Below are 21,984 nucleotides of genomic sequence, written 5' to 3' on the forward strand. Positions count from 1 at the left end.
GGTGGCCGGCGCAGAACAGCGTCTACACTAGCCACCTCTTTCTTCCTGGATGGCTTCCATGTCGCTTGCGCGCCGCATTCCCCTGCTGGTCTACCTGACCCTTGCGTTGTCTGCCACCCCGGCCCTGGCGCAGCGTGCCGTCCAGGGCGATCTGCAGTCGCAGATGAGCGCCGAGCAGTTCAAGGCCGCCGGCCTGGACAAGCTCGACGCCAGCGAACTGGCCGCGCTCAACGACTGGCTGCAGGGCAAGGTGGCCAAGGAAGCGGCCGTGGTGGTCGAGCAGGCCAAGGAGGCCGGCCGCCAGGAAGTCATCGTCAAGAACCGCGGCTTCTTCGATTTCGGCAGCAAGGAGCCGATCGAAAGCAGCATCGTCGGCGAGTTCAAGGGCTTCTCCAAGGGCCGCGTCTACACGCTGGCCAACGGTCAGGACTGGGAACAGACCGATGCCGCCAGCCTGTCCGGCGTGCGCAAGGACGCACCCAAGGTCAGGATCAAGCCCGGCCTGGTCGGCGTCTGGTATCTGCAGATCGAGGGCTACAACACACCGGCCAAGGTACGGCGAATCAAGTAAGCACAAGTAAGCACTGGTAACTGCGCGGCATGGGTGCCTCCTGCCGTGCAACGGCAGCGTGGCCTTCGTCCCACCCCGCTGGCGGCCTTGGCACCGCGACCCGGACGTCCGTAACGTGCAAGACTTGCCATCACGTCCCGGCGCGCCATGTGCTTTCCGCTCGACCTGCCCATGACTGCGCTGGCGCGTTGCACCGCTTCCGGAGGACACCGATGCGCTTGATGACACGTTGCGGTCTTGCCCTGCTGGCCCTGCTCTCCTGCCCGGCGTTGGCCTCTACCGCGGCCGAGCGATGCGCCACCTCGCCGGAGATCGGGTTTGATCAGGCCCTGGTCTGCTATCACGACGCGGTGGAACAGCAGCCGCTGGTCTACACGCGGGTGGGCACCAGCCGCGTTGCTGGCGTGGAACGGCGCGACTACCTGCTCACCTCGCAGACCTGGTCGCCCGAGGCGCGTGTCACGCCGACCGTCTGGCAGCACGATGTGGCGATCTATGTGCCGTCCGATACCTTGCCGACCCGCGCGGTGCTGATCTCCACCAACGGCACGCGTCACCCGGCAGACGGCGGCGCGGCGCAGCCGGCCAGCGAGTTGCCGCCGGAGGCGCTGGCTGCGCTGGCGCAACGCAGCCGCACCGTGGTCATCGCATTGAGCGACATTCCCAATCAGGCCTTGCGCTATCAGGGCGACGCCGCGCCACGGCGCGAGGACGACAGCGTCGCCTACACCTGGTCGCTGTTTCTCAAGGCGCCACAGCAACGCAAGACCATGCCGCTGCATGTGCCCATGGCCGCGGCGATCGCACGCACCATGAGCCTGGCCGAGCGTGAGCTGGCGCCGCTGAAGATCCACCGCTTCATCCTTGCCGGTGCGTCCAAGCGCGGCTGGGCCAGCTGGCATGCCACGATCGCCGACCCGCGCGTCGAAGCCGTGGTGCCGTTCGTGATCGACATCCTCAACATGCCGGCGGTGCTGGACCACATGTACCGGACATACGGGGGCAACTGGCCGATTGCATTCAATGCCTACGCCCGGCAAGGCATCACCACGCAGCTGCAGACGCCGGCGTTTGCGCAGCTGGTGCAACTGCAGGACCCGCTGAGCTACCTGCACTCGCCGTACCGCAAGCGGCTGTCGGTGCCCAAATACATCGTCAACGCCAGCGGCGATGATTTTTTCCTGCCCGACAATACGCAGTTCTTCTATGCGGCGCTGCCTGGCAGCAAGGCCTTGCGTGTGGTGCCCAACAGCGCGCACAACGGCATCCGTGCCGCGGTCGTCGACACCTTGGTGCCCTTCGTGACGCGGCTGCAGCAACAGCGCCCGCTTCCGCAGCTGAGCGATACCTTGCGCAGGGGCGCCGCGCCGCAGATCCGCCTGCGGTCTTCCGAGCGACCGACGCAGCTGCAACTGTGGACGGCCAGCAACCCGCAGGCACGCGATTTCCGCTACGCCTGCGGCATCCGCTATCACGCCAGTCCGCTCGTTGCGGGGCGCGGTCACACGATCGCCGTGCCGGTGCAGGTGCCCGAGACCGGCTGGAGCGCGTATTTCGTCGAAGCCACCTATGCCGATGGCTTTGTGGCCACCAGCCAGACCTACATCCTCGGCAAACAGCAGTATCCGCAGCAGGCGCCGCCGACCGACAACGCCGCCTGCAGCACCTTGCCGGGCATGGCGAGCAGTGCCGCTACACGTTGATGTCGTGCACCGCCAACCTGGCGGAGACAGCGTTTGCCGCAGGTGTCGCCAGCGAAGCGCAGCGTTGGGCGGTGCTGATCCGCGTGTGCGTCTGCTGCCCGCGGCTTCCGAACGGCATTGAGATGTCGTAGCGGTCACTGCGCGGGTCGCCATTCCACCTGCCTGCGTGCTGTCGCGGCGACGGCCAACTGCAGCCTCACCTGCTGCGTGCGCATCGATGGCGACGTCCAGGTTGGCTTGCTGTCGACGGGCGCCACCGCTGCGGTTGACCAAGTGGGCACTCTTGACCGCCTTGCGCAACGAAGTCCGCACAGAACCATTCCCAAGCCCCGATTTGGCACTTGAGCCCGCCAGCAAGATCGATCCAACCCGACTGGACCATTGACATCGTTGTCACCAACTCCTAAACAGCCGTGACGCGCTGATGGCATCGGCCAATCGGACGGATCAAAGGACTGCATGTGGCTGCGACCTCGCGTTCTGCTCACGCTTCTGCCTCGCCCGCGGTATCCGCTGCCACCGGCTTCGTCGCGGCCGATGTCGGCGGCACGCATGTCCGGCTTGCCCACGTGATGCAGGCCGACGACGGCGCGGTGGAGCTGTCGCACTACCGCACCTATCGCTGCGCCGAATACGCCAGCCTCGACGCCATCCTTGCCGAGTTCCTGCCGCAGGTGAGCCGTGTGGAGGCGGTGGTCATCGCCAGCGCCGGCGTTGCGCTGGACGAGGACACCTTCATCAGCAACAACCTGCCGTGGAGCATGTCGCCCAAGCGCCTGCGCACCACGTTGGCGCTGCGCAGCGTGCACCTGGTCAACGATTTCGAAGCCGTCGCCTACGCGGCGCCGCACATGGAGCCGCGTGCGGTGCTGCAGCTGAGCGGCCCCACGCCCCGGCATGTCCGCAGCACCGGCCCGATCCTGGTGGTCGGCCCCGGCACCGGGTTGGGCGCGGCGGTGTGGATCGATGCCACACCCAGACCGCTGGTGCTGGCCACCGAAGCCGGCCAGGTCGCGCTGGCCAGCACCCACGACCACGAACTGCAGCTGCTGCGCATCCTGCTGCGCGGTCAGCACTACCTGCCGCTGGAGCACGTACTGTCCGGCCCCGGTCTGCTCCGGCTCTACACCGCTGTCTGCCAACTCCATGGCGCCGCGCCACGTCATCAGTTGCCTGCCGCCATCACCCAGGCCGCCTTGCACGAAGACGACGCGCTGGCCGGCGAATGCCTGCAGGTGTTCTGCGCGCTGCTCGGGCATGCCGTCGGCGACATGGCGCTGGCCTATGGCGCGGGCGGCGTCTATCTGGCCGGCGGCATCCTGCCGACGATCGGGCACTTCCTGACCACCAGCCAGTTCCGTGCGCGCTTCCTGGCCAAGGGCAACATGCGCGAGGTGCTCGAACGCATCCCGGTCAAGCTGGTCGAGCACGGGCAACTGGGCGTGCTCGGTGCGGCCAGTTGGTACCTGCAGCACCACGCTGACGTGTCGTAGGCGATCTGTCGCGCGTTGTTCAGAACGCGCGGCGGCAACACCCCGCATCCGGCGAGCAGCCGCCCGCCGTCCATCCCTGTGCGTGATGAGGAGAGACATCATGAAATACAGCACCACCCTGCTGTCCAGTGCGATTGCGTTGTCGTTGGCATTCAGTGCGCATGCCCAGCAGAGCGATGGCCAGCACGCCACCGACCTGGATGCGGTCCAGGTGGTCGGCATCCGTGCCAGCCTGGAAAAATCGCTCGACACCAAACGCAACAACAGCGGCATTTCCGAGGCCATCACTGCCGAGGACATCGGCAAGTTCCCGAGCACCAACGTGGCCGAAGCGCTGTCGCAGATTCCTGGCGTCACCCTGGATCGCCGCTTCGGACAAGGCGAACGCGTAAGCATCGACGGCACCGATCCCAGCCTCAACCTGTCGTTCCTGGACGGCCACCCGGTGGCGCAGGCGATCTGGCTCTACGGCGAACAGCCCAGCCGCGGCTTCGACTACACCTTGCTGGCACCGCAAATCCTGGGCCGCGCGGAAATCCTCAAATCCTCCGAGGCGCGACTGACCGAAGGCAGCCTGGGCGGCACGGTCCTGATGCATACGCGCCAGCCGCTGGACCTGGAGGCCAACGAGATTGCCGGTTCCATCGGCTACAGCTACAGCGACCAGGCCAGCGCGGGCAAACCCAACGCGGCGCTGCTTTACAGCTGGAAGAACGCTGCAGACACCTTCGGTATCGCGGTCTCCGCGCAGCATTACCAAGAGCGCGTCGACCGCCGTGGCATGGAAGTCTTCGGCTACGCGCCAGCCAGTACCTTCGCCAATGCAGCAGGCACGGTGCCGGCCGATGCGGACGTACCCAACTCGATCAATGCCGCCTGGTTCCAGCAGGACCGTGAGCGCGACAGTGCCGTGGTCAACCTGCAACTCAAGCCCAGCGATGCGCTGGAGTTCAACCTGAGCGGCCTTTACATCAACGAGAATTTCGACAACTACAACCAGTCGATGTACAGCTTTCTCACCTGGAACGCCGGCACGGTGGCGGCGGTGGACCAGCTGGGCAGCGTGCGCAATGGCGTGGTGACCAGCGGCCACTCCAGCGCCAATGCCGATCCGCTTGGCGGCACGGTGATCTACGACAACAACGTGCGCGAATCGGAAGTCACCACCAAGGGCCTGGACCTGCGCGGCGCGTTCCGCGGCGACGGTTGGGGCTTGAACGGACAGGTGGGCCAGAGCAAATCGGAGAACACCGATCTGTCGCAATACTTCATCGAACCGTTCTACAACGGCGGCTTCAGCTGGGACACCCGCCGTGGCATCCGCTTCGACGACCCTGCGGCGGCGCGCAACCCGGCCAGCTGGGGCTCGGCCGGCGGCTGGTTCGGCAACAACGGCATCTTCTCCACTGAGAGCAAGGACACTTACGGCCAGCTGGACCTCAACCTGCAGTTCGACAGCGTGTTCAACCAATTGCTGCTGGGCGTGCGCCATGGCAAGCATGAAGAGCGCTTCGAGCTCAATGTCTATGGCGGTGTGACCCCGGGCACCCTGGCCGATGTGGGCACCATCGGGCTGACCGATCTGCAGGATTTCTATCCCGATCATGGCCGGCATGTGCAGGCGGGCCGCAACAATGTGCTGAACTGGATCCGCAACAGCCCGGTCGATTACGGCGCGCCCGATCCGGCCAGCTATCTCAACAACAGCTGGGCGCTGGAGCAGACCAACAACGCAGCCTATGCGCAGCTGAATTTTTCCGGCGGCGGTGTGCGCGGCAACCTGGGCGTGCGCTATGTGGATTCCAAGACCGAGGGCAGCGGTTTCGTCTACAGCGGCACGCCCTCGCTGGCCAACGCCGACAGCCTGTGGCAGACCCGCACCCGCAAGGAAGACTTTCTGCTGCCTTCGCTGACGCTGTCGTACGACGCTGCCGACGATTGGGTGTTCCGCTTTGCGGCCTCCAAGGTGATCGCCTGGGCGCCCTACAACCAGATGGTCAACAACACCTTCCTCAACGACACCACCTTGACCGGCAGCGGCGGCAACGCGGAGTTGTCGCCCTACGAATCGTGGAATTTCAACCTGTCGGCCGAGTACTACTTCGCGCAGCAATCGGTGGTGGCCTGGTCGGTGTTCTACAAGAAGATCGACAACTACATCGACACCAGCGCCAGCGTGGAGCGCCAGTACAACGCGCTCCGCGACACCGCGCCGCAAAGCTGGGCGCAATTGCTCGGCAGCAACGGCTGTACCGCCGACGGCTATTGCGACTACAGCATCCAGCGGCCGCGCAATGCCGGCGACGGCAAGGTCAAGGGCTTCAACATCTCCTTCCAGCAACCGTTCGGCGACAGTGGCTTCGGCCTGACCGCCAACTACACCTACGCCAACGGCGAAAACAACACCGGCGACGCCCTGCCCTACCAATCGCGCAACAGCGTGGCGTTCAGTCCGTACTACGAAAAAGGCCCGCTCAATGCGCGGCTGACCTACAACTGGCGCGACAGCTATCTGGCCGGCGGCTATGTCGCCGGCGCGGCACCGGCCAGCGTGGACGACTATGCCGAATTGGGGGCAAGCATCGGCTATGCCTTCAGCCCCAACTGGTCGCTGCAGGTGGATGCGCAGAACCTGCTGGATGAAGAATACCTGCAGTATCTGGGCGACAAGGATCACCTGGCCGGCCGTTACAGGAGTGGGCGCCGTTACATGGCCAGCCTGCATGTGAAGTTCTGAAACGGGCAAGCAACGGCCGCACCGGCCATGGGTCGGTGCGGGCGTTGCTTGATGGGTTGGCAGCCGGCGCGCGTTTGCTGCGTGTCTTGTGTGCGCGCATAAGCCATTGCCGCCGACACCACGCCAAGACGCTTCGGCCGTGTGAACTGCACGCCGCGCCGGCCGCCCGATGCGATCGGAGCGGCCGGCCTGCCGGGGGTGCGTTCCTGATTCGGCGTGCGCACCCGACGACGGCAACGCGCTGCCACAAATCAAATGCCGCTCAGCTCCGCAGCGACGCGACGCGCTGCGACAACTTCTTCGCAGACACGCCCGACTTGGCGCCCAGTTCCTGCGCAAACACCGACACACGCAGCTCTTCCAGATCCCAACGCAGCGATTGCCATTCCTCGCGCTGCTGCAGGCCGCGCGCGGCCGCGTCATCCAGCGCATCCACGAAGGGTTTGAGTTCGAGCATGCGCGCCTGGTCGCGCGCCGGGTCGCGCTTGGCCCGCTCGGTACGCAGGATCATCGCCCTGAGGTAACGCGGATAGTTGGCCAGCGCCTCGGCCGGCGTGTCGCGCAAGAACCCGGCATGCACCAGCGCACGCAACTGCTGCTCCATGTCGTCCAGATTGCCGCGTGCCCAGCCCATCAACGGCGCTTCCAGCAAGGGTTTGAGCTCGGCGACTGCCCCCAGGATGCTTTCGGCCAGGGTCAGCCGCGCCATCGCCTCGCCGAACAGCCGCTTGGTGGCATCGTCGCGACGTTGCGCAAATGCAGCCGGGTCGCGAATCGCAGCCAGCCCCTCGGCCAGCACCGCATTGAGCGCGGCATCGACCAGATCGCCACGCAGGCGCTCCTGCGATTCGATGGCTGCGTACAGCAAGCCGGTCTTGGGCGACACCGGCAATTGCTTGCGCGCTTGCTTGATCTTGTCGGCGAGCGCGATCTCCAGCAGACGCCGCACCCCGCGCGGATGCGCGCGCGCCGCCTCGTTGCGGTCGGCGAAGATGCGTAGCGCCGCGTTGTCGCCCTGATCCACCAACGCCGGATAGGCCGGCACACCGGCCTCGCCGGCCACCTGCTCGGGGATCGCGGCGGCCGGAAAATCGCGCAGACCTTCGGCGGCCAGCGCACGCCCGGCCCGCGCGGCAAATGCCTGGCCGGCGCGCTCGCCGAAGCGCGCGCGCAGCCCGTCCAGATCGCGCGATTCGGCGAGCACCTTCCCGTCATCGTCGCGCAGGCGCAGGTTCATCAGCAGATGCGTGTCCAGCGACTCCTCATCGAAATCCAGCGCCGCCACCTGTACACCGGTGGCCTTGGACAAAAACCGCGCCAGCTCGCCGCGGATATCGTCGGCCGAGGGCAGGCTGTAGGCCTCGTAGAACGCACGCCCGAAGTCCGGCGCCGGCACGAAATTGCGCCGCAACGCCTTGGGCAGGCTGCGGATCAGCGCCGACGCCTTGTCGGCCACAAAGCCCGGTGCCAGCCACGACAGGCGCGCCGGGTCCAGCGCGTTGAGCAGGTGCAGTGGCACCTCCAGGGTGACGCCGTCATCGACGGCACCCGGCTCGAAGCGGTAGTGCAACGGCAGCCGCGCATCGCCAAGCGGGAAATACTTCGGAAAGCGGTCCGCCTCGCTGCCTTCGCCCGGCAGCAGGTCGTTCAAGCTCCAATGCAGGCTGCGGCGCTTGTCCGGCGGCAGGGTCTTCCACCACGCATCCAGCCCGCTGGCCGAATGCAGTTCGGCCGGGATGCGATCCAGATACCAGCGCGCCTGCCAGCCTTCGTCGGCCATGATGCCGGCACGCCGCAGCTTTGCTTCTTCTTCGCGTGCCTGCTCCAGCACCTTGAGGTTGTCGGCGACGAAGGCCGCGCGCGTATTGATCTCGCCGGTCACCAGGCCCTGGCGCACGAACAACTCGTGTGCGCCGGCCGGGTCGATCTTGCCGTAGTGCACCGGCTTCTTCGGTGCCAGCACCAGGCCGAACAGGCTGATCTGCTCGGAAGCGACCACCTGCCCCTGGGCGCGCGACCAATGCGCATCGAAGTGCTTGCGCGCCAGCAGGTGCCCCAGTTCGGCGATGGCCCAGTCCGGCTCGATCGCCGCGTTGGTCATGCCCCAGACCTTTTGGGTGTCCAGCAGCGTGGCCGCCAGGATCCACGGTGGCGGCTTGCGCGCCAGGGCCGAGCCGGGGAATGGCACGAACCGCCGCTGCCGCGCCGCCAGAAAGTCGCCCTTTTCGGTGCGGTGGCCGATCTGCGTGGGCAGGCCGGCCAGTAGCGCGCGATGCAGCGATTGATAGGCGGCCGCGCGTTCGCGCTCGCTGGTGCGTGCCGACACCTCGGCCGCGTCGGCCTGCCGGCCTGCCGCCGCGGGCGTGCGCTGCAGCGCCGGCGCGCTGGGATCGGGCTTGCCTTCGCGCGCCAGGCGCGCGGCGCGATGCAGTTGCCCGCGCGTGGGCCGGTTGGCGTTGTGGCCGTCGTCGCGTGCCGGCGCACTGGCACCGGCCAGCAGCGGCGCCAGCACCGCGGTGGCCGGCTCTTCGCTCCAGCCGAGCTCCCCGCACAGCAGCCGCAACTGACGATGCAGCTCGCGCCACTCGCGCATGCGCAAGAAGCCGAGGAAATGCCGGCCGCACCAGTCGCGCAACTTGGATTGGGTGAGATCTTCGTGCACCTGCCGGTACGCTTCCCACAGGCGCAGGATGCCGACGAATTCCGAACGCGCATCGGCAAACAGCGCATGCGCGTTGTCGGCGGCCTCGCGTGCTTCGGGCGGGCGCTCGCGCGGGTCCTGGATGCCCAGGAAGGAGGCGATGATGATCATCTCGCGCAGGCACCCATGCTGCTGCGCGGCCACCAGCATGCGCGCCAGCTTGACGTCCACCGGCAGGCGCGCCATCTGCCGGCCGATGGCGGTCAGACGGCGTTCGGCATCGATCGCACCCAGCTCCAGCAGCTGCTGCCAGCCATCGGCCACCGCACGTTCGTCCGGCGCTTCCAGAAACGGAAAGTCTTCGATCCGCCCCAGCCCCAGCTGCAACATGCGCAGGATCACGCCCGACAACGACGAACGCCGGATCTCAGGGTCGGTGAACGCCGGGCGCGCAGCAAAGTCGGCTTCGGCATACAGCCGGTAGCAGATGCCCTCGGCGATGCGTCCGCAGCGGCCCATGCGCTGGTTGGCGCTGGCCTGCGAGATCGGCTCGATGTGCAGGCGGTCCAGCTTCTGGCGCGGGCTGTAGCGTTTGACCCGCGCAAACCCCGGGTCCACCACGTAGCGGATGCGCGGCACCGTCAACGAGGTCTCGGCCACGTTGGTGGCCAGCACCAGGCGTCGGCGCGGGCCGGGGTTGAAGACACGGTCCTGGTCGGCCGCCGACAACCGCGCATACAGCGGCACCACTTCGGTGTCGCGGTATTTGCGCCGCTCCAGGGAATGATGCGCATCGCGGATCTCGCGCTCGCCCGGCAGGAACATCAGCACATCGCCACGCGGGTCGATGCGGGTGATTTCATCGATGGCCGCCACGATCGCATCGTTGACGGTGCGTTCGCCGTCACGCCCGTTGCCGTCGTCCTCCTCGCCGCCGGCCTCGCCCTCCAACGGGCGGTAGCGCACTTCCACCGGGAAGGTGCGCCCTTCCACGCTGATCACCGGCGCATTGTTGAAGTGCTGGGCGAAGCGCTCGGTATCGATGGTGGCCGAGGTGACGATCAGCTTCAGATCGGGGCGCTTGCTCAGCAATTGCTTGAGATAGCCCAGCAGGAAATCGATGTTGAGGCTGCGCTCGTGCGCCTCGTCCACGATGATGGTGTCGTAGGACGACAGCCAACGGTCGCTGGCGATTTCAGCCAGCAGGATGCCGTCGGTCATGAACTTGATGCGCGACTGCTCGCTCACCCGGTCGGTGAAGCGCACCTGGAAGCCCACCGTGGTGCCCAATGGGGTCTTCAACTCGTCGGCCACGCGTGCCGCCACCGCACGCGCGGCAATCCGGCGCGGCTGGGTACAGCCGATCATGCCGGCCGCGCCGCGCCCGGCCGCCAGACACAGCTTGGGCAACTGGGTGGTCTTGCCCGAGCCGGTCTCGCCGGCAATGACCACCACCTGGTGGTCGCGGATCAGCGCAATGATGCGTTCGGCCTCGCGCGCAATCGGCAGCTGCTCGTCCAGCGTGATGGCGGGCAGTTGCTCGGCGCGCGCCTGGCGCTGCGCCTGCGATGCCGCCAGGGCTTGCTCGAACGCCTCGCGCACCTGCACATTGCCGGGCCTGCCCTGCCAGCGCGACCATAGGCCCAGCAAACGGCCACGGTCGCGGCTCATCGCGCCATCCACGGCACGGCGGCGCTCGCGCAAGGTATTGGCAAGGTCGGTATCGATAGCGCTCATTGATCGGAAAATGTGAAAGATTGAATGACGTTTGATCCTTTAGCCTGTCTATTGTGACGCCATAACTGTTCTGTCAGACACCAATCCTCAGAGGGACCATTCCATGTCCAAGAAAAAGAACGCCAACAAGCCCGTCATCGTCAACGATGCCCTGCCGGTTGCAGCCGCCTCGGCGCCGCATATCGATATCGGGATCAAGGACACCGATCGCAAGCAGATCTCCGACGGTCTGGCCCGCTACATGGCTGACGCCTTCACCCTGTATCTGAAGACCCACAACTTCCACTGGAATGTCACCGGGTCGATGTTCAACTCGCTGCACACCATGTTCGAGACCCAGTACACCGAGCAGTGGGGCGCGCTGGACGAAGTGGCCGAGCGCATCCGCGCCCTGGGCTACAACGCGCCGGGCTCGTATCGCGAATTCGTCGCGTTGACCTCGATCCCGGAAGAACCGGGCCTGAGCGACAGCGCCGACTGGCGCGAAATGGTGCGCCAGCTGGTCAGCGGCAATGAAGCGGTCTGCCGCACCGCCCGCAAGGTGCTGGGCACCGCCGACGACGCCGGCGACGATCCGACCGTGGACCTGCTGACCCAGCGCCTGCAGACCCACGAAAAGTACGCCTGGATGCTGCGCTCGCTGCTGCAGTAAACCCTTGGGGCTTCGCCCTTCGGGTTTGAGCCCCTCTCCCGCCGGGAGAGGGGTTGGGGTGAGGGTACGGCGGGAGCCAGGGTCGTTTCAGAGGCAACGCCTACCTGAACTCTCCTGTGCCACCAGAACAACGCAACGCCGGACGCCTCTTCCAGACAGTGTTGGGCGCACACCATCGCATCGCGGCGTTCCCCGACCCGCCAGTCCGCAACACTGCAGGCATGACAGCCACCAGGGCTTGACCCGCACGGTATCCTAAGCGGATGTCTTCCCCCGCTCACGAACTGCTCAGCCGCGTCTTCGGTTACGACGACTTCCGCGGCCCGCAGCAGGCCATTGTCGAACACGTCGCTGCCGGCAACGACGCCCTGGTGCTGATGCCCACCGGCGGCGGCAAGTCGCTGTGCTACCAGGTGCCGGCACTGCTGCGCGATGGCATCGGCATCGTGGTCTCGCCGCTGATCGCGCTGATGCAGGATCAGGTCGAAGCCCTGCGCCAGCTCGGCGTGCGCGCCGAGTTCCTCAACTCCACGCTGGATGCAGAAAACGCGCAGCGGGTGGAGCGTGCCTTGTTGTCCGGCGATCTGGACCTGCTCTACGTCGCACCCGAGCGCCTGCTGACCCAGCGCTTCCTGTCCTTGCTGGAACGCAGCCGCATCGCGCTGTTCGCCATCGACGAAGCGCACTGCGTATCGCAGTGGGGACACGATTTCCGCCCCGAATACCGCCAGCTCACCGTGCTGCACGAGCGCTGGCCGCATATCCCGCGCATGGCGCTGACCGCCACCGCCGACCCGCCGACCCAGCGCGAAATCGCCGAGCGCCTGGATCTGGTCGAGGCGCGCCACTTCGTCAGCTCCTTCGACCGCCCCAACATCCGCTACACCGTGGTGCAGAAGGACAACGCGCGCAAACAGCTGCAGGAATTCCTCAACCGCCATCGTGGCTCGGCCGGCATTGTCTACGCGATGTCGCGGCGCAAGGTCGAAGAGACCGCCCAGCAGCTGTGCGCGCAGGGCTTCAATGCCCTGCCCTACCACGCCGGCCTGCCGGCCGAGGTCCGTGCCGAAAACCAGCGCCGTTTCCTGCGCGAGGACGGCATCATCATGGCCGCCACGATCGCGTTCGGCATGGGCATCGACAAGCCGGACGTGCGCTTCGTGGCGCACGTGGACCTGCCCAAGTCGCTGGAAGGCTACTACCAGGAAACCGGCCGCGCCGGCCGCGACGGCGACCCGGCCGAGGCCTGGCTCTGCTACGGCCTGGGCGATGTGGTGCTGCTCAAGCAGATGATCGAACAGGGCGAAGCGGCCGAGGAGCGCAAGCGCCTGGAGCGCGCCAAGCTCGACCACCTGCTCGGCTATTGCGAATCCATGCAGTGCCGCCGCCAGGTGCTGCTGGCCGGCTTCGGCGAGACCTACCCCAAGCCCTGCGGCAACTGCGACAACTGCCTGACCCCGGCCGCCGCCTGGGACGCCACCGTTGCCTCACAGAAGGCGCTCAGCTGCGTGTATCGCAGCGGCCAGCGCTTCGGCGTGGGCCATCTGATCGACATCCTGCGCGGCAGCGAGAACGAGCGTATCAAGCAGCTCGGCCATGACCAGCTGAGCACGTATGGCATTGGCCGCGATCTGGACGAACGCACCTGGCGCGGCGTGTTCCGCCAACTGGTGGCGGCCAGCCTGCTGGAGGTCGACAGCGAAGGCCATGGCGGCCTGCGCCTGACCGATGCCAGCCGTCAGGTGCTCAAGGGCGAGCGTCAGGTGATGATGCGGCGCGAGAACCCGGCCGCCGGGCGCGAGCGCAGCGCGCAGCGCACCGGACTGCCGGTGCAACCGCAGGACCTGGTGCTGTTCAATGCCCTGCGCGGCCTGCGCGCAGAACTGGCCAAGGAGCAGAACGTGCCGGCCTTCGTGATCTTCCACGACAGCACCCTGCGCAATATCGCCGAACAACGGCCTACCAGCATCGACGCACTGTCGCGCGTCGGCGGTATCGGCGGCGGCAAACTGGCGCGTTATGGCGCGCAACTGATAGAAATCGTGCGCGAGCAGGGTTGATGCAACAGCGCGCGTCATTACGGTGGCGGCGCCGGCGCAAAAAATCCACGGAATCGACAGCGCGCATTCAATCGGCCATTGCTAGTTTCACAAGGCGATCCAGCACGCGCTGTCAGTCCCTCTTGATGAGAGTCCACCCGATGAAACGCAGCCTGCTTCTCCTGGCCATTCTGTTTGCTGCCGGCAGCGCGCTCGCCCAGACTGGCGACGGCAGCGCCGAGCCCGCCAGTGCGCGCTCGCTCGACCTGAGCGTTCCGCAAGCCCCGGTGCAGTATCGGTCCGACCCGGAATACAGCACCGACCCGCCGGGCACCTACTACGGCGACAAGAGCGGGCCACGGCCTGCCCTGGCGCGCCCGAGTGCGGCATCGATCGCCGCCGAACGCGCCGAGCAATGCCAGGGCAAGCTGCATGGCGCTGTGGAGACCGGCATGGGCTACTCCAGTCGCGGCGGCAACAGCAACTGGCAGGCCGCCAATCTGAATTCCTGCAAGACCTATTACGACGATGACGGCAAGGCGCACCAGATCGGCGTCAGCATCAGCGTCGGGCGCGGCGAAGGCCTGGTCTTCGGCCCACGTTACGCCCCCGGCGGCTATGGTCCGGGCCCGTTTGGCTGGTAACCATACGGCTCCGTCTGCGTTGACGAGGGGTTCACTGCCGCATCGCTGAGAATGTGGTCTGCCTTACGAGACGTGCTCATGTCACAGAACAAGGAACGGCCGGTTGTATTCGTTGTCGAGGACGGCGACGGCACCCGACAACTCAGCTGCCTTGTCCTGGAAAGCTATGGCTTTACCTGCCGCAGTGCCGGCTCGGTCGAGGAAGCGCTGACCCTGATCGAAAGCGACCCGCGCGTAGACGTGCTGTTCTCGGACATCCATTTTCCCGGTGGCCTGACCGGTGTGGATCTGGCGCTGAAGACGGCGCATGCACCGTACAACCTGCCGGTGCTGCTGACGTCCGGCCTGGCAGTGGAATATGTCGAAGAGATCCTGCCCGACGGCGTAGCCTTTCTCGAAAAGCCCTACACCCCCGAGCAATTGTTGACCGCGATCCGAAGCGTGATGGCCAAGCGCCGCGTGCTGGCGACGCCAAGCGCCTGACGCGTCGGGCCCGGCCGGACCGCGGCCCGCGCTTCCGGCATGACGCCTCAACGTCGCGCGATGCGGCGGCGACCGGATTGAGCACGAAACGCTGTGCCAAGGCTGCGTGGGCCACTGCAGCTCGCCGATGACAGCTTCACTGCGTCCTGCCATGGCGCGGCACTGTCCAGATCGATTGCTACGGACTCTGCTGCACTTCGATCCTGCAATGACCCGCAATGGTCGCACCCAGGGCCGACGTGGCGAGGGAAGTCCATCGTAGGGATCGCCCCGATAGGCTGTCGGCGCCTTCCCGATTTACGTGACGCAGCTCGCATTTAAACTGCAGCGACCGGACGCGAGGCCTGTTGGGCCGCTCAACTCGCGAGGCGCCGAGCACGCCCCTGCCGGGACACTGCCATGGCAGTGCCAGCGCCATGTCGTCTTTCTTGCGCCGACGCCAGGCAACGCATGTCTGTCGCCACGTGAGCGTTGCACTTTCAGTCCCCATGCCAGCCAATGCAGGCAGCGTGCGGACGCTGTCGCTAGCGCGCGCGTGATGCGGCGAGCATGCTGCTCCCTCGACTCATCTCTCGATCGCCTGTCGGACAGGCCGATCGCATCGATCCGCCGACCTGTCGCGCCGTGTGCAGCGCAGCGACGCCTCACGCAGGCGATCCGAGCGGATCTGAGCAGCTGCGGACGATGGGTGCCGACGCGCCGTACGCGACGCAGGCAGCGGGTCATCCCGCATGCGTGATTGCACGCACCGCTCCGTCACCCATGGGCGGATGGCCTCGCTGGAGTGCGTCCAGCCTTGCCACTACGTCGCGCCAACGCAGCGCGTCGATCTGCACCTGCAGCGTATTTCACGCTATCAAGCAGGCCGCTCGCTAGGCTAACGCCAGTGCAGTGCTTCGCTGCAGACGACTTTCAGGAGATCCTCATGGGCGACAATTCGTTTCTATCACCGGCTTTCGTCATCCTGGTGATCGGCATCATCGCCGTCGTGTTCTGGCTGGTGACCCGCGCCAAGAAAAAGCGCAACAAGAAGTAAGCGTTCGGACACCGGCCCGCAACGCATGCCGCCGTGCATGCAACGCGCGGCCGGTCAGGCATTAATCGGCGGGAGTCGGCCTTGGTCTGGCCACTTCCAGCACGGCAGCAGCGTCGCGGTTAGCGGCGACAACTTGTCTGCCGGCACGGCCAGCCTGTTGAAGCCGGCAACACGGCCGAGGCAGCGAACAGCGTCGACGCCGTCTGCGCAGACCGGATGCAACCTCCGCCGCGCTTGCTCAAAAGCGCTCGCCTGCAGGCAGATAGCGCCACTGGCCGATGGCCAGCTTGCCCAACGAAACACGCCCCACGCGCAGGCGGCGGATGCTCACCACCTCCAGCCCCACCTCGCCGCACATGAAACGCAGCTGGCCGGGCTGCACGTGCTTGATGGCAAAGCGCAGCCGCTCTTCGTTCTGCCAGCTCACCTTGCACGGCGGCAGGGTCCGTTGCTGATAGACCAACCCCTGCGCCAGCCTGGCCATGCCGTAGGGACGCAAGGCGCCACGCACTTCCACCAGGAATTCCTGCTCGATCGCGCTGGCATCGGCACTCAACCTGCGCAGCACGCGGCCGTCCTGAGTCAGCACCAGCAGGCCGCTTGCCTCGTCCTCCAGCGGCAACGGCGTAGTGAGGCGCAGGAAGTGGCGCCTGAGTACGCGCGTCGCAGAGTGGTCCAGCTCGCTACGCGACTGCGGGCTCGCCAAGGCCACCGCGGCGTCGGCGGGCATGCCGGCCGGCTTGTGCAGCAACAAGGTGGCAGGCTCCGCCGGTGCCAGCACAGCGTCGGCGGCCAAAGTCACCTGCTCCGCCGTCGCCAACGCCTGCGGCTCTTCGACCACCACGCCATCCACACTGACCCAGCCGCCTTCGATGTACTGCTGCGCCTCGCCACGCGAGCAGCCGTAGCGCGCAGCCACGCATTTGTCGAGACGGATCGGAGCGGACATCGGGCGAGCTCAGCATCAGGGCACGGCAGTGTACGTGCTGGCTCTGCGGATGCGTGAGGCAACGGTCTGCAGCGCCCGCCATGGCAATGGCGAACGCCGCTCGCGTACCGCCCCTGCCTGCCTGGCGCGCATGCCGGTGCATGCTTCTTCCATGCACGCCAAAATGGGAAACTCGGCGCTCACACAGGAGATCGCAGATGTTCATCCAGTTCGGCACCACCCGGGTCCGCCTCAACCATATTTCCGTCATCAGCGATCCGTTCAACGCAGGCGAGAACTTCGGCTCGTACTGCCACTCGGTGCGGGTCGGCCTGATCTCCGGCGAAGAGGTCTTTGCACGTTTCAACAGCGAAGCCGGTGCACAGCAGCTCCACGCCGACGTGTTGAAGGCGCTGGAAGGCTGACCTGCCGGCACCACACCGCATCGCGCGCGCCGGCGGGCGCTGCAGATCAGCGCCAGCATCGCGCTGCATGGAGAGGAGGTTTCGTCCTGTCGCAGCAGGGCCGCACGCTGCTCGGTGAAATGCGTTCGCCCGCTGTCCTGACGCGCGTTGTGCAATGCGGCGCCGTCTGATGCTGTTGTCGCCCGTGGGTGCAACAAAAAGCTCTGTTCTGGGGCAGCAGCAAGCTGTCCATCGTTCTGCAGTTGGCACGCTACGGCCCATGCAAACACATCGAACGCGCCTGCCGGATCAGGCGCTGTCAGGGCCAGCTGGACAGCTGTCGGGGAATGTCTTGCGCGGGGTGAATCCGCTCTAACTATTTTCAGAACGGAAGCTTTAGCTCGTCCAGATTCTGCCGCTAGCTGGGCAAGACGCCAGAGCGGACGCACCCCGCATCCGCCAGGCGAAGCTGCACTAACTGGATGTGGAAATGAACGATTATCTGCAACGCCTCAACGTCGGCCGTCGCCTGGGCGCGGCCTTCGGCATCCTGATCCTGCTCTCTGGCCTGCTCGTGGCCGCCGGCCTGATCACCATGTCCAACGCCCGCTATGAGCTGGACACCATCGTCAACAACAACATGGAGCGGATCCGACTTTCTTCCGACATGCTCGATGCCAATACCAATGTGGCGATCGGTCTGCGCGACATCGTGATGGTCTCCGGCGAGGCGGCCAATCGCCGCGCCATGCAGATGATCGAAGACAATCGCACGCGCTACCGCCAGGCCCACGATGCGTTGGCGGCCATGCCCAGCAACGCTCGGGAAAAGGATGCGCTCAAGCTGGTGCAGGACAAGCGCGACGTCTCGGTCAAATTCAACAACCAGATCCTGGACTACGGCATTCACGACCAGAATCAGCAGGCACAGGCGCTGTTGCAGGGCGCTGCCGCCACCGCAATGAACGAACAGCAGGCGGCCATTGGTGCCAATGCCGCGCTGGAACGACGCCTCAGCAAGGACGCCTATGCAGTGGCAGTCGCATCGATGCATCGTGGCAAGGTCATCCTGGCAAGCGGCGGCATCGCGGCGCTGGTCATCAGCACCTTGCTGGCATGGCTGATCACCCGCAGCCTCACCAGGCCACTGAGCCAGGCCACCCGCACTGCCGAAGCCATCGCCGCCGGCAACCTGCACAACGACGTCCACACCACCGCCAACGATGAAACCGGCCGTCTGCTGCAGGCGATGGACAAGATGCAGCTGCAGCTGCGCAACCTGATCACCGCACAGACCGACATGGCCAGGCGCCATGACGCCGGCCAGATCAGCTTCCGCATCGACGCCAGCGCATTTCCAGGCGACTACGGCCGCATGGCCAACGACACCAACCTGTTGGTGGCCTCGCACGTCGCCGTGCAGACCGACCTGGCACGCATCATGGGCCGCTACGCGGTGGGCGAGCTGTCCGAAGACATGCAGCCCTTGCCAGGCGAAAAAGCCGTGTTCAGCGACACCATGTCGCAGGTCAAACTCAACCTGTCGGCCATGAATCACGAGATCAAGCATCTGGCGCAGGCCGCGGCCAATGGCGACTTCAGCGCACGCGGCGATGTCGAGCGTTTCCAGTTCGACTTCCGCATCATGGTCGAAAGCCTCAACCACCTGATGTCCACCGCAGACGGCAACCTGCAGTCCTTGTCGTCGCTGCTGCAGGCAATCGCCGCCGGCGACCTCACTGCACGCATGAGCGGCGAATTCCGCGGCGTCTTCGCGCAGATGCGTGACGATGCCAATGCCACCGCCAGCCAGCTGGCGCAGATCGTCGGCAACATCCAGCAATCGGCGGTGTCGATCAATGCGGCGGCCAGCGAGATCGCGGCGGGCAATCAGGATCTTTCGCAACGCACCGAACAGCAGGCCGCAAACCTCGAAGAAACCGCTGCCTCGATGGAAGAGCTGACCTCCACGGTCAGACAGAACGCCGAGAGCGCGCGCCAGGCCAACCAGCTGGCCATCGGCGCCGCACGCGTGGCCTCACAGGGCGGCGATGTGGTAGGCAAGGTCGTCGAGACCATGAGCGGCATCGAAGCCTCGTCCAAGAAGATTTCCGACATCATCTCCGTCATCGACGGCATCGCGTTCCAGACCAACATCCTGGCGTTGAACGCTGCGGTGGAAGCCGCACGTGCGGGTGAGCAAGGCCGCGGCTTTGCGGTGGTGGCATCGGAAGTCCGCACGCTGGCGCAGCGCTCCTCCGGCGCGGCCAAGCAGATCAAGGACCTGATCGACGATTCGGTGCAGCGCGTGGCCGAAGGCTCGGCGCTGGTGCACAGCGCCGGCAAGACCATGGGCGATGTGGTCGCAAGCGTGCAACGCGTGACCGACATCATGGGCGAAATTTCCGCAGCCTCGCAGGAACAGTCTGCCGGCATCGAGCAGGTCAACCAGACCATCACCCACATGGACGAAACCACGCAGCAAAATGCGGCGCTGGTGGAAGAAGCCACTGCCGCCGCACGCGCCATGGAAGAACAGGCCGTCCAGCTCACCGATGCGGTGGCCATCTTCCGGATCGAAACAGCCGCAATACGGCAAGCCGACCCGCGCGCAGCCACACCGGTCGCGCAGCTGTTGAGCAGGGTCCGCAGCGCCTAGCGCCGCGGCGCTACGTTGGCTTGCAGCGATGTCGGCGCTGGCCGACATCGCTGCCAGCTGCGGGCGTCGACAACACACCGGTGTCCAAGCGCCTTTCCATCTGCACTCAGCGCATGATCGGGGGCAGACGCAGCTGCCAGCGGTGATGCGCGCGCTGGGAACGGGCTCACGCGCCGGCGCCTGAGTCGCTCTGATTCTCTACCGGGCCAGTGCGCGCACGGTCTTGACGTGCGTGCACGGCGATCACCCGACTTTGACGCCCTGCTCCAGCAGCGACAACGCCTGTTGCAGGTCACGGAACTGGAACGGCTTCTGCAGCCCATGCCGGTGCCGGAATTTCTCCGGGATTCCGCTCTGCGCATAGCCGGTCACGAAGATATACGGCACGCCGCGCGCATCCAGTTCTTCTGCGATGGGAAACGACAGCGTTCCGCCCAGGTTGACGTCCAGCACCGCCAGATCCAGGTGGCCTTGCTGCACGACCGCCAGTGCCGTATCGACGTCACCGACGGTCGCTGCGACTTCGTAGCCCAGCTCGGCCAGACAATCTTCCAGCAGCATCGCAACCAGCGATTCGTCTTCGACCAGCAACACGCGCATGGTCACGGCTGCACCTCGGCAAGCTCGACCGGCAATGGGATCGATACGCGGAAGCACACGCCGGCACGGTCGAACGACAGCTCCACTTCGCCCTTGAGATCATGCTTCAAGCCGCGCTCCAACAGCCGCGAGCCGAAGCCCTTGCGCGTCGGCGGTTGCACGAGCGGCCCGCCGGACTCCTGCCAGACCAGCTCAAGCAGCGCCTGTCCATCACGGACGTGGCGCTCCCACACGATCCGCACCGCACCATCGGACGAGGACAGCGCACCGTACTTCAGCGCGTTGGTGCACAGCTCGTGCAGCGCCATCGACAAGGCCAGTGCGCGCCGCGGATCGAGACGGCAGGACTCGCCCTGCAGGGTGAAGCGCTGGCTGTCGCGCGATTCGTAGAGCGTCGCCGCATCGCGGGTGAGCTCCAGGATATCGGCGCTGACCCAGTTTTCCCGCGTCAGCGTATCGTGCGCACGCGACAGCGCCAGCAGGCGCGCATCGATCTTCTCCTGCGCATCGGCCAGGCTGTCGGCATTGTTGAATGACTGCCGCGCCAGCGACTGCACCATCACCAGCGAATTCTTGACCCGATGATTGAGCTCGTTTATCAACAGCTGCAGGTGTTGCTCGTGCTGTTTGTGTTCGGTGATGTCGCGCGTGGCGCCGGCAATGGCCTCCACCTCGCCATCGGGCCCGAAGACCGGCGTAAAAATGTAATCGTAAATCCGCAATCCCTTGACCGCATGCGGAAATGGCACTTCGCCACGCAGCGGCTGGCCGGTTGCGATGACGCGCTCGATTTCTTCGTCGTGCATCGCGGCATGCCAGGGCTCATACCCGATCTCCAGGCAGGTCTTTCCACATGCCTCTTCCCAGCGCATGCCCCACATCGTCAACAATGCCTGATTGGCGTAGACGAAACGGTGCTGGGTGTCGAACACATATAAAAGATCCGGCGTTGCCTGCAACAAGGCCTCGTAGATACGAGACTTTGCGGCGTCTTCCTGATGCTCGGCCATTTACGTCGTGGTCCTGAAGTTGGACGGCACAATAATGCGATTGCCGTGAACGCACGATCATGCCTATATCGGCATCAGAATTGGCCAACGCGCCAGGCCTTATCCTGACTAATATGCTTTTATACTTATACCAATGCGGTTCGCTCCGAATGAAGCGGACTCAACAAATGGGTTTGGTCCATGCTACGCGGCATCTGTGCACGACACTCTGTAGCGGCATGACGCCTTGTCGCACCGTGCGCGCAACCTCGCTCAGCCATGGACGCCAGATACGCGGCATGCACACGTTTGACCCAGCATAGGGAGCCAACGCGGCGCCGGTTCATCGACGTGACCCGATCCACGCCGGGAGGGCTCCGGTTAGTCACTCAACCTGACGACTTACCAACCGCATCCGCCTGCTTCATCGAATGCAATTATCGGTGCTAGCCTGTTTTTTTCTGCCTCAAACACATCCTCGCGACAGATAGGGTGTTGCGATGTGCGAATCAGCGACGCGCCGTTTCTCGCTACATCGTTGCGCCAGATAATCGCATCGCCGGCATGCAGCCTTCAGCGTGAGATGTCGATCGGGCTTGGCCAGCGACCGCCTAATCCGCAGTTTTATCGCCTCTGCCGACGCCAAAGCAGCCGTGCTCTGAATGCCC

At 65.5% G+C, this 21,984-nt stretch carries 14 protein-coding genes; 10 read left to right on the plus strand and 4 right to left on the minus strand.

Annotated features, from left to right (window positions below):
* Positions 1-58: 58 nt before the first annotated feature.
* The 4 genes from ACCQ10_RS15405 to ACCQ10_RS15420 all read left to right on the plus strand — a co-directional run bounded on the left by ACCQ10_RS15405 (position 59) and on the right by ACCQ10_RS15420 (position 6,504).
* The gene (locus ACCQ10_RS15405) at positions 59-571 is read left to right on the plus strand and encodes a hypothetical protein (protein WP_372361172.1); all 513 of its coding nucleotides are present in this window, start codon (positions 59-61) and stop codon (positions 569-571) included.
* Between the two features lie 212 nt (positions 572-783).
* The gene (locus ACCQ10_RS15410) at positions 784-2,274 is read left to right on the plus strand and encodes a PhoPQ-activated pathogenicity-related family protein (RefSeq protein ID WP_372361173.1); all 1,491 of its coding nucleotides are present in this window, start codon (positions 784-786) and stop codon (positions 2,272-2,274) included.
* Positions 2,275-2,735: 461 nt separating this feature from the next.
* On the plus strand, positions 2,736-3,767 hold the full coding sequence (locus tag ACCQ10_RS15415; protein WP_372361174.1) for a glucokinase family protein: 1,032 nt from the start codon (positions 2,736-2,738) through the stop codon (positions 3,765-3,767).
* A 100-nt stretch (positions 3,768-3,867) separates the two neighbouring features.
* Entirely contained in the window at positions 3,868-6,504 is a 2,637-nt protein-coding gene (locus tag ACCQ10_RS15420) for a TonB-dependent receptor (RefSeq protein ID WP_372361175.1), read from the plus strand.
* A 262-nt stretch (positions 6,505-6,766) separates the two neighbouring features.
* Here ACCQ10_RS15420 and hrpA read toward each other — a convergent pair whose 3' ends face one another.
* Positions 6,767-10,882, minus strand: coding sequence for an ATP-dependent RNA helicase HrpA (hrpA, locus tag ACCQ10_RS15425; RefSeq protein WP_372361176.1), 4,116 nt, complete (start codon positions 10,880-10,882; stop codon positions 6,767-6,769).
* A 103-nt stretch (positions 10,883-10,985) separates the two neighbouring features.
* Between hrpA and ACCQ10_RS15430 the strand changes: the two genes are divergently transcribed.
* The 4 genes from ACCQ10_RS15430 (at position 10,986) to ACCQ10_RS15445 (ending at position 14,700) form a co-directional block, all read left to right on the plus strand.
* A complete protein-coding gene (locus tag ACCQ10_RS15430) occupies positions 10,986-11,534 on the plus strand; it encodes a Dps family protein (RefSeq protein ID WP_039410975.1) in 549 nt (182 codons plus the stop codon).
* Between the two features lie 263 nt (positions 11,535-11,797).
* Positions 11,798-13,594, plus strand: coding sequence for a DNA helicase RecQ (gene recQ, locus ACCQ10_RS15435; RefSeq protein WP_372361177.1), 1,797 nt, complete (start codon positions 11,798-11,800; stop codon positions 13,592-13,594).
* A gap of 140 nt (positions 13,595-13,734) precedes the next feature.
* Positions 13,735-14,217 (plus strand): hypothetical protein, encoded by a 483-nt coding sequence (locus ACCQ10_RS15440; protein WP_372361178.1) that lies wholly within the window; start codon positions 13,735-13,737, stop codon positions 14,215-14,217.
* A 78-nt stretch (positions 14,218-14,295) separates the two neighbouring features.
* Positions 14,296-14,700 (plus strand): response regulator, encoded by a 405-nt coding sequence (locus ACCQ10_RS15445; RefSeq protein WP_039410969.1) that lies wholly within the window; start codon positions 14,296-14,298, stop codon positions 14,698-14,700.
* A gap of 1,274 nt (positions 14,701-15,974) precedes the next feature.
* Here the strand turns inward: ACCQ10_RS15445 and ACCQ10_RS15450 are convergent.
* Positions 15,975-16,685, minus strand: coding sequence for an rRNA pseudouridine synthase (locus ACCQ10_RS15450; protein WP_372361179.1), 711 nt, complete (start codon positions 16,683-16,685; stop codon positions 15,975-15,977).
* A gap of 197 nt (positions 16,686-16,882) precedes the next feature.
* Here ACCQ10_RS15450 and ACCQ10_RS15455 point away from each other — a divergent pair, with 197 nt between their 5' ends.
* Both ACCQ10_RS15455 and ACCQ10_RS15460 read left to right on the plus strand, forming a co-directional pair.
* Complete coding sequence (locus ACCQ10_RS15455; protein WP_039410964.1) at positions 16,883-17,089, plus strand: hypothetical protein; 207 nt, start codon at positions 16,883-16,885, stop codon at positions 17,087-17,089.
* 469 nt (positions 17,090-17,558) lie between these two features.
* Positions 17,559-19,727, plus strand: a complete 2,169-nt coding sequence (locus tag ACCQ10_RS15460) for a methyl-accepting chemotaxis protein (RefSeq protein WP_372361180.1) — start codon at positions 17,559-17,561, stop codon at positions 19,725-19,727.
* A 243-nt stretch (positions 19,728-19,970) separates the two neighbouring features.
* On the opposite strand, the gene ACCQ10_RS15465 is transcribed toward ACCQ10_RS15460, so the two are convergent.
* Together ACCQ10_RS15465 and ACCQ10_RS15470 are read right to left on the minus strand one after the other, a co-directional pair.
* Positions 19,971-20,333: a response regulator gene (locus tag ACCQ10_RS15465; RefSeq protein ID WP_039410960.1), complete on the minus strand. Its 363-nt coding sequence runs from the start codon at positions 20,331-20,333 to the stop codon at positions 19,971-19,973.
* Positions 20,330-21,337, minus strand: coding sequence for a sensor histidine kinase (locus tag ACCQ10_RS15470; RefSeq protein WP_372361181.1), 1,008 nt, complete (start codon positions 21,335-21,337; stop codon positions 20,330-20,332). Before ACCQ10_RS15470 ends, ACCQ10_RS15465 begins: the two co-directional genes overlap by 4 nt.
* Positions 21,338-21,984 lie beyond the last annotated feature (647 nt).

The organism is Xanthomonas sp. NCPPB 1325 (assembly GCF_041477645.2).
Classification (GTDB): Bacteria; Pseudomonadota; Gammaproteobacteria; order Xanthomonadales; family Xanthomonadaceae; genus Xanthomonas; species Xanthomonas cannabis.